Here is a 6,279-nt window from a genome sequence, read left to right on the forward strand (position 1 = left end):
GTTGGGCAAAGCTTATTAGTTTGGAACCATGCAACTGGCTCACAAAAAATAGGGTTAATATTGGTGGGTCTCGTGTTAGGGCTAAGCTTACCTGTTTTTGGTTTCAGTATTTTATTTACGCTATTTATCTTTGCTATGCGTAAATACATTCCTTCTAAATCATAACACTCACATTGGTATTAAATCTTTGAGCTGTGCACACTACGCATAGTATGCACAGCCGAAAATGATTACTAAATTAATCTTCAGACAGTGTTTTCATATCAATCACAAAACGATACTTCACGTTGCTCTTTAGCATACGTTCAAAAGCTTCATTAATTTTTTGCATATCAATCATCTCTACTTCAGACACAATATTATGCTCACCACAAAAATCGAGTAGCTCTTGTGTTTCCTTAATTCCACCAATCACTGAACCTGCAATTGATTTTCTTCCTAAAATCATAGGTACTGAATTTGCGCTAATTTCACCTAAATATCCAACTAACACAATTGTTCCATTTAAAGCTAGTGTTGGAATATAAGGCTTCAAGTCATGGTTATAAGGTACAGTATCAATAATCAAATCAAATTGATTTAACACTGATTTCATTTGAGCTTCATCTGTTGATAACACAACATGATGCGCTCCGAGTTGTTTTGCATCCTGTTCTTTATTTGCTGAGCGGGTGAATAATGTCACTTCAGCACCTAGTGCATTGGCAAGTTTAATCGCCATGTGCCCTAAACCACCTAAACCGACTACAGCGACTTTACTGCCCTTTCCAACATTCCAGTGACGCAGCGGTGACCAAGTCGTAATACCCGCACACAGTAGTGGTGGTACAGCTTGAGCATCCAGATTTTCAGGTACTTTTAATACAAAATCTTGGCTACAGGTAATGCTTTGTGAATATCCACCATAAGTTGGTCGTTGGTCATGGCGATCTACGCCGCCATAAGTCTGTATGTTGCCGTCTTCACAATATTGCTCTAGCCCTGAATGACAAGCAGAACAAGTACGGCATGAATCGACCATACAGCCAATACCCACTAAATCGCCAACCTTATATTTTGTGACTTTAGGACCAATTGAAGTGACACGCCCTACAATTTCATGGCCTGGAACTATCGGATAAGCACTAAATCCCCAATCGTTTTTAGCTTGATGTAGATCGGAATGGCAAACACCACAATATTCAATTTGAATGACAACATCATCTTCACGTGGGGTTCTACGTTCAAACTTAAACGGAACTAAAGGAGTTTCTGATGACAGCGCGGCATAACCTAAAACTTCAATTGTCATATTTTTTCTCTCATGTTTAATGTTTAAATAAAGACGATTTCTTTGCAGGACATTCATTGATGGCTATAGATTTTGAAAAATCCATAAATAGGTTTTAGAACGTTTTGGTTTACTAAGTTCCAACTCATCGACTTTGTGCCATGCTGATCAGTATAAAAATGAAAATCGTAAGCTGTTGTTCTATTCCTCTCACAGATTTGCCTAATCCTCCGAATTGTTGCACTTCTCACTATTTTTCTTATTTGAAATGCCTACAATAAAAACACAGAGGGTAATCGGTGGAATCTGAATGGCGAATAGGTCTCTAAACCATAATCAAGAATTGGCTCAACTTGTCGATCAATGGACCCAAGAAAAAGGTACATTCGAAACACCTATTATGGGACTGACTTTATATCGTGCAGAAACATTGACCCAACCAAGTAGCAGCATGATGGATGCAAGTCTATGTATGATTGCTCAAGGTAAAAAACAGGTGATTCTTAGCGAAGAAACCTATACGTACGACTCTAACCATTTCCTTTTTACTGCAATTGACCTGCCTGTCATTGCTCAAGTTCTTGAAGCTTCAGTTGAACGACCTTATCTTTCAATAGTTCTACGCCTAGACCCGTATGTACTCGCTCAAATCATGCTTGAAGCCCACATACCTTTTAAAGATGTAAATACTGAGAAAAAAGGAATGGCTGTTGGAGTAGTCAATTCAGAGCTGAATGATGCTTTTATACGGTTAGTAAAACTACTGGATACACCACAAGACATCCCCATCTTGTCTCCTCTTATTATTAAGGAAATTTTTTATCGTTTATTGATGAGCCCACAAGGCGATCGACTTAAACGCATTGTGGCGGCTGGAACTACTGGCCATCGAATTGTGAAAGCGATTGAATGGCTGAAAACAAATTTTGCAAAATCTTTTAGCGTTGAAGAACTGGCAAGCACAATGGGGATGAGTGCTTCTAGTTTTCATCAACATTTTAGGGATATCACTTCAATGAGTCCCTTACAGTATCAAAAGAGAATGAAGTTAACCGAGGCACGGCGTTTATTAATGACCGAAGAATATGATATTTCAACGACCAGTATTCAAGTCGGATATGAAAGTTTGTCTCAATTTTCCAGAGAATATAAACGCTTTTTTGGGGTTTCTCCGTCAGTAGATATTAAGAATATATAAAAAAGCCCTAAATATTTAGGGCTTTTCTATGTATTAGTTTATTACTGAGAAATAATTCACAGCACTTGGACCTTTTTGTCCTTGAACAATATTAAATACTTTTTTTAATATTTATATTTTTCATAAATAAATCAACTGCGTACTCAACCCAAGTACTAATTTCACTATCAGAAATTGCATAATTAGGATGTGTCAGACACTTTAGATGGGCGTCACTTCGTAATAATGCCAAGAAGATATTTGCTGCTATATCAGCAGAAGAATTTAACTCAATCTCATTATTCTTTTGAGATTTTTCAAGATAACCCGCAATAATATTTGCAAGCTTTTGCGGACCTACTTCAAAGAATTTTTCAGATAACTCAGGAAATCTAACGGCTTCTGCAATACAAACTCTAAAAAATGCCAATCCTGAATGCGACAATATAAAACACAGATAGGTTTTCCCCATCTCGGTTAAAGCTGAGCGTAAATTTTCAGCTTTTGTCTCGACTAAAATGATTTGCTCTTGCATGTTTCTGCATTGACGTTCAATCACCGCGGCAAACATCGCTTCTTTATTTTTATAGCACCCATACATCGTTGCTTTTGAAACACCCGCTTCCTTCTGAATCATGTCTGTGGTTGTTCCACTAAAACCGTGAATCAAAAAAAACTTGGTTGCTGCATCCAGAATTTTTTGATCTTTTTCATTAGCTTTAGTTGAAACTGACATATTGACCTTATAAAAATTTTAGCGATTTCGTACTAAGTGTAACTCATCGAAAACTTCAAAATCGAGAATTGACGGAAATTTAATTAGAGAGTAGAGTACCGATCGGTACAGTACAGTAAGTATCTGCTCCATGCAATGAATGGATGTTTAAGATTTAAGGTAAAAAATGAATACAAAGCCACTCATCGGTTTAGCAGGTGCAATATTTGCTGCAATGACTGTTGAATTTAACAACCGAATCACCAGCATTACCTTAGTCGACATTCGTGGCGCGATGGGAATCAGTGTTGACTCTGGTTATTGGGTCAACAGTATTTACACGAGTGCCATGATTATTGGCATGATTCTGTCTACCAGTTGGGCGGTCATTTTTTCTATGCGCAGAGTTCTGCTTTTTGCCATAGGACTTTGTCTCTTTTCTAGCGTTTTAATTCCTTTTAGTCCAAATATCGAAATATTTTACTTATTGCGAGGCTTACAAGGTCTTGCCAATGGTCTAACCATTCCTTTGCTCATGGCCTGTGCGCTTAGATTTTTAGGACCTGACATTCGGCTATGGGGGCTCGCCTGCTATGCATTAACTGCAACATTCTTTCCTAACCTAAGTGCTGCACTGTCTGCTTTTTATTTAGATGTGATTGGCTGGAAAATGATATTTTTCCAAACCATTCCTTTTTGTGCGTTAAGTGCTGCTCTGGTGTATTTCGGTATTCCTCAAGATCCATTGAATTATTCAAGAATAAAAACTTACGATTGGATGGGTGCTATTTTAGCGATTATTAGCTTAGCGAGCCTGAGCACCATGTTGTTGCATGGCAATCATTTAGATTGGTTCCATTCTCAATTAATTTGTGTATTAGCCTTAATTAGTGCAATAACTTTACCTTGGTTTTTCATACATGAATGGCGTTATCCGTCACCATTAATTAAACCGCAAATGCTCGAAATCCGAAATTTTGCCTACGCTGTTATTGCCCTGTTTTGTTTTGTCATTATTGGTATGTCCACCAGCACATTACCACTGAATTACTTAAGTGCTGTGCATGGCTATAAACCCACTCAGACCATGTGGATTGGCTTACAAATTGCGGCATTGCAATTTATCTATATTCCTATTGTTGTGAAGCTTTTAAATCAAGCTTGGGTGGATAGCCGATATGTACACGGGTTTGGCTTACTTCTGGTCATCGCGGGTTGCCTAGGTGCAAGTCAACTTGATACGACATGGAATCAAGATCAGTTTTATTTCTGGCATGCAATCTCATGTTTGGGACAAACCTGTGTCGTGCTTTCACTCTTAATGATGGGAACAAACAGCGTTCACCCAACCATGGCAATTTATGCATCACCAATGATTAATACTCCGCGTGCGATTAGCGGTGTACTGGGTGTATGTATTTTAGATTGGATCAATCGAGTGCGCGGTGAATACCATTCAACACGGCTGATTGAAAATACAGCCCAACATGTTTTCCAAAATATTCAAGGCCCTGTTATTAATCCGCTTACTCCCCCTGTGCTTACTGCAAATGGTGCAGATCGTGTTTCAGGTGGTTTATCTGCCCTAAATTCTGCGATTCAAGCGCAACAATCTGTTTTAGTTATTAGCGATCAATATCTCATCTTAGCTGGCCTTACCGCTGTTTTGTTCATTGTGATGTTGATTTTGCCAGTTCGAACTTATCCGCCACGTATTGCTCTCATTAAGTTAATGAATAGTCATAACTCAGGAAAATCTTTATGAGTACTCTCGAAGCCCAAGATACCACCCACGCCGAACCACCTAAGTTAACAAAGGTGCAATATCTCAAAAAGCATTGGGTTATGGTTATTGCGTTCATTATTGTCTTAGCATCTATTTTGTGGGTTTTAAAACTTATATTTTTACCATCTTCGATTATTGAAACAGACGATGCGCGTGTGGATGTAGAGTACTCAACCATTGCCCCTAAAGTATCTGGCAATATTGAAGAAATTTATATTAAAGATCATCAGACCGTAAAAAAAGGCCAACTTTTAGCAAGAATTGATGCAAGAGATTATGAAGCTGCTTTAGCTGAAGCAGAATCTAATTATGCTAAAGCGGAAGCTGATTTAAATGAAGCAAAGCTGGCAGTAGAAAGACAACCGACTGTTATTCGAGAAACAGAGGCTCAGCTTAGAAAAGTAGAAGCTGGAATTAAACTCACAAAAGATAATACGGCGCGTTATGAGCAACTACAGGCACTTGGTGCTGAATCTAGATTAATTACACAACAATCTAAGACTACTTTGACGGAACAATATGCTGACTTAGACAGTAGTAAAGAAAAAGTGATTGATGCACAGTATCAGCTCAACCAATACAAGATTCAGGTACAAGCCAAACAAGCTGCTCTTAAACAAGCACAAGCGGCACTTGATAAAGCAAAACTGAATTTGAGTTATACAGAAGTTCGTGCGCCTATTGATGGCATGATTGGTCAAAAGTCAGCTAACGTAGGTAACTTTGTGAGCGCTGGTAATCCACTCATGGTGGTTGTGCCTTTAGACCAAGTCTATGTAGAAGCAAACTTCCGTGAAATTGAGCTAAAACAAATAAAAATTGGACAACCTGTTAATGTCTATGTAGATGCTTATAACGTTGAGCTAAAAGGCGTGGTAGACAGTTTCTCTCCATCTACTGGCGCATTTTTCTCTCCGATCTCTGCGACCAATGCAACTGGTAATTTTACCAAAATTGTTCAGCGTCTACCTTTACGAATCAAGCTTGTTGAAAATCAAAAAGACGTTAAATTATTACGTCCTGGTTTATCGGTTTTAGTATCAATAGATACGAATAAATAGATAGTCTAGATTTTAAAATATGAGAGAAAAAGAGACCATTTACGGTCTCTTTTTTAATGATGAGTGTTAAAAAGTCTTTAAAACTTTTTGGTATAGTTTACAAACAAGCGATCTTCACCAAAGTCATTGCCATGTTTAACGTTGTAATCAATACGAATGTATTGCAGGGCCACGCCTTTTAAGAATGGCTGCTGAAACGCATAGTTTAAAATCACATTCGACTCGGTTTCATGGTTTTTCTCACCATTGGCTGCTTTAAAGTCATGTCCG

6 protein-coding genes and 1 pseudogene are annotated in these 6,279 nt (G+C 38.1%); 4 read left to right on the forward strand and 3 right to left on the reverse strand.

Annotated elements, in window-relative coordinates; translation table 11 throughout:
* Positions 1-165, forward strand: a pseudogene (locus UC75_RS20050) (PepSY domain-containing protein); the annotation flags it as partial.
* Positions 166-238: 73 nt separating this feature from the next.
* On the opposite strand, the gene UC75_RS03655 reads toward UC75_RS20050, so the two are convergent.
* The gene (locus UC75_RS03655; protein ID WP_049836725.1) at positions 239-1,291 is read right to left on the reverse strand and encodes an NAD(P)-dependent alcohol dehydrogenase; all 1,053 of its coding nucleotides are present in this window, start codon (positions 1,289-1,291) and stop codon (positions 239-241) included.
* Between the two features lie 289 nt (positions 1,292-1,580).
* Between UC75_RS03655 and UC75_RS03660 the strand changes: the two genes are divergently transcribed.
* Positions 1,581-2,468, forward strand: a complete 888-nt coding sequence (locus UC75_RS03660) for an AraC family transcriptional regulator (protein WP_049836726.1) — start codon at positions 1,581-1,583, stop codon at positions 2,466-2,468.
* Positions 2,469-2,559: 91 nt separating this feature from the next.
* On the opposite strand, the gene UC75_RS03665 is transcribed toward UC75_RS03660, so the two are convergent.
* Entirely contained in the window at positions 2,560-3,183 is a 624-nt protein-coding gene (locus tag UC75_RS03665; protein ID WP_049836727.1) for a TetR/AcrR family transcriptional regulator, read from the reverse strand.
* A gap of 166 nt (positions 3,184-3,349) precedes the next feature.
* On the opposite strand from UC75_RS03665, the gene UC75_RS03670 reads away from it, so the two are divergent.
* Together UC75_RS03670 and UC75_RS03675 are read left to right on the forward strand one after the other, a co-directional pair.
* Entirely contained in the window at positions 3,350-4,927 is a 1,578-nt protein-coding gene (locus UC75_RS03670; protein ID WP_049836728.1) for an MFS transporter, read from the forward strand.
* A complete protein-coding gene (locus UC75_RS03675; protein ID WP_049836729.1) occupies positions 4,924-6,009 on the forward strand; it encodes an HlyD family secretion protein in 1,086 nt (361 codons plus the stop codon). The genes UC75_RS03670 and UC75_RS03675 overlap by 4 nt, the downstream gene beginning before the upstream one ends.
* Positions 6,010-6,086: 77 nt before the next feature.
* On the opposite strand, the gene UC75_RS20055 is transcribed toward UC75_RS03675, so the two are convergent.
* Positions 6,087-6,279: OprD family outer membrane porin (locus UC75_RS20055; protein WP_228137061.1), on the reverse strand; the 193-nt coding region annotated here is incomplete at its 5' end.

The sequence above is a fragment of the Acinetobacter sp. V2 genome (genome assembly GCF_001188385.1).
GTDB lineage: Bacteria > Pseudomonadota > Gammaproteobacteria > Pseudomonadales > Moraxellaceae > Acinetobacter > Acinetobacter oleivorans.

Excerpts from the sequence above, each read along its gene's own strand:
- UC75_RS03660 (WP_049836726.1), top strand. The coding sequence starts at position 1,581 with ATGGCGAATAGGTCTCTAAACCATAATCAAGAATTGGCTCAACTTGTC.
- UC75_RS03675 (WP_049836729.1), top strand. The coding sequence starts at position 4,924 with ATGAGTACTCTCGAAGCCCAAGATACCACCCACGCCGAACCACCTAAG.
- UC75_RS03665 (WP_049836727.1), bottom strand. The coding sequence starts at position 3,183 with ATGTCAGTTTCAACTAAAGCTAATGAAAAAGATCAAAAAATTCTGGAT.
- UC75_RS03655 (WP_049836725.1), bottom strand. The coding sequence starts at position 1,291 with ATGACAATTGAAGTTTTAGGTTATGCCGCGCTGTCATCAGAAACTCCT.
- UC75_RS03670 (WP_049836728.1), top strand. The coding sequence starts at position 3,350 with ATGAATACAAAGCCACTCATCGGTTTAGCAGGTGCAATATTTGCTGCA.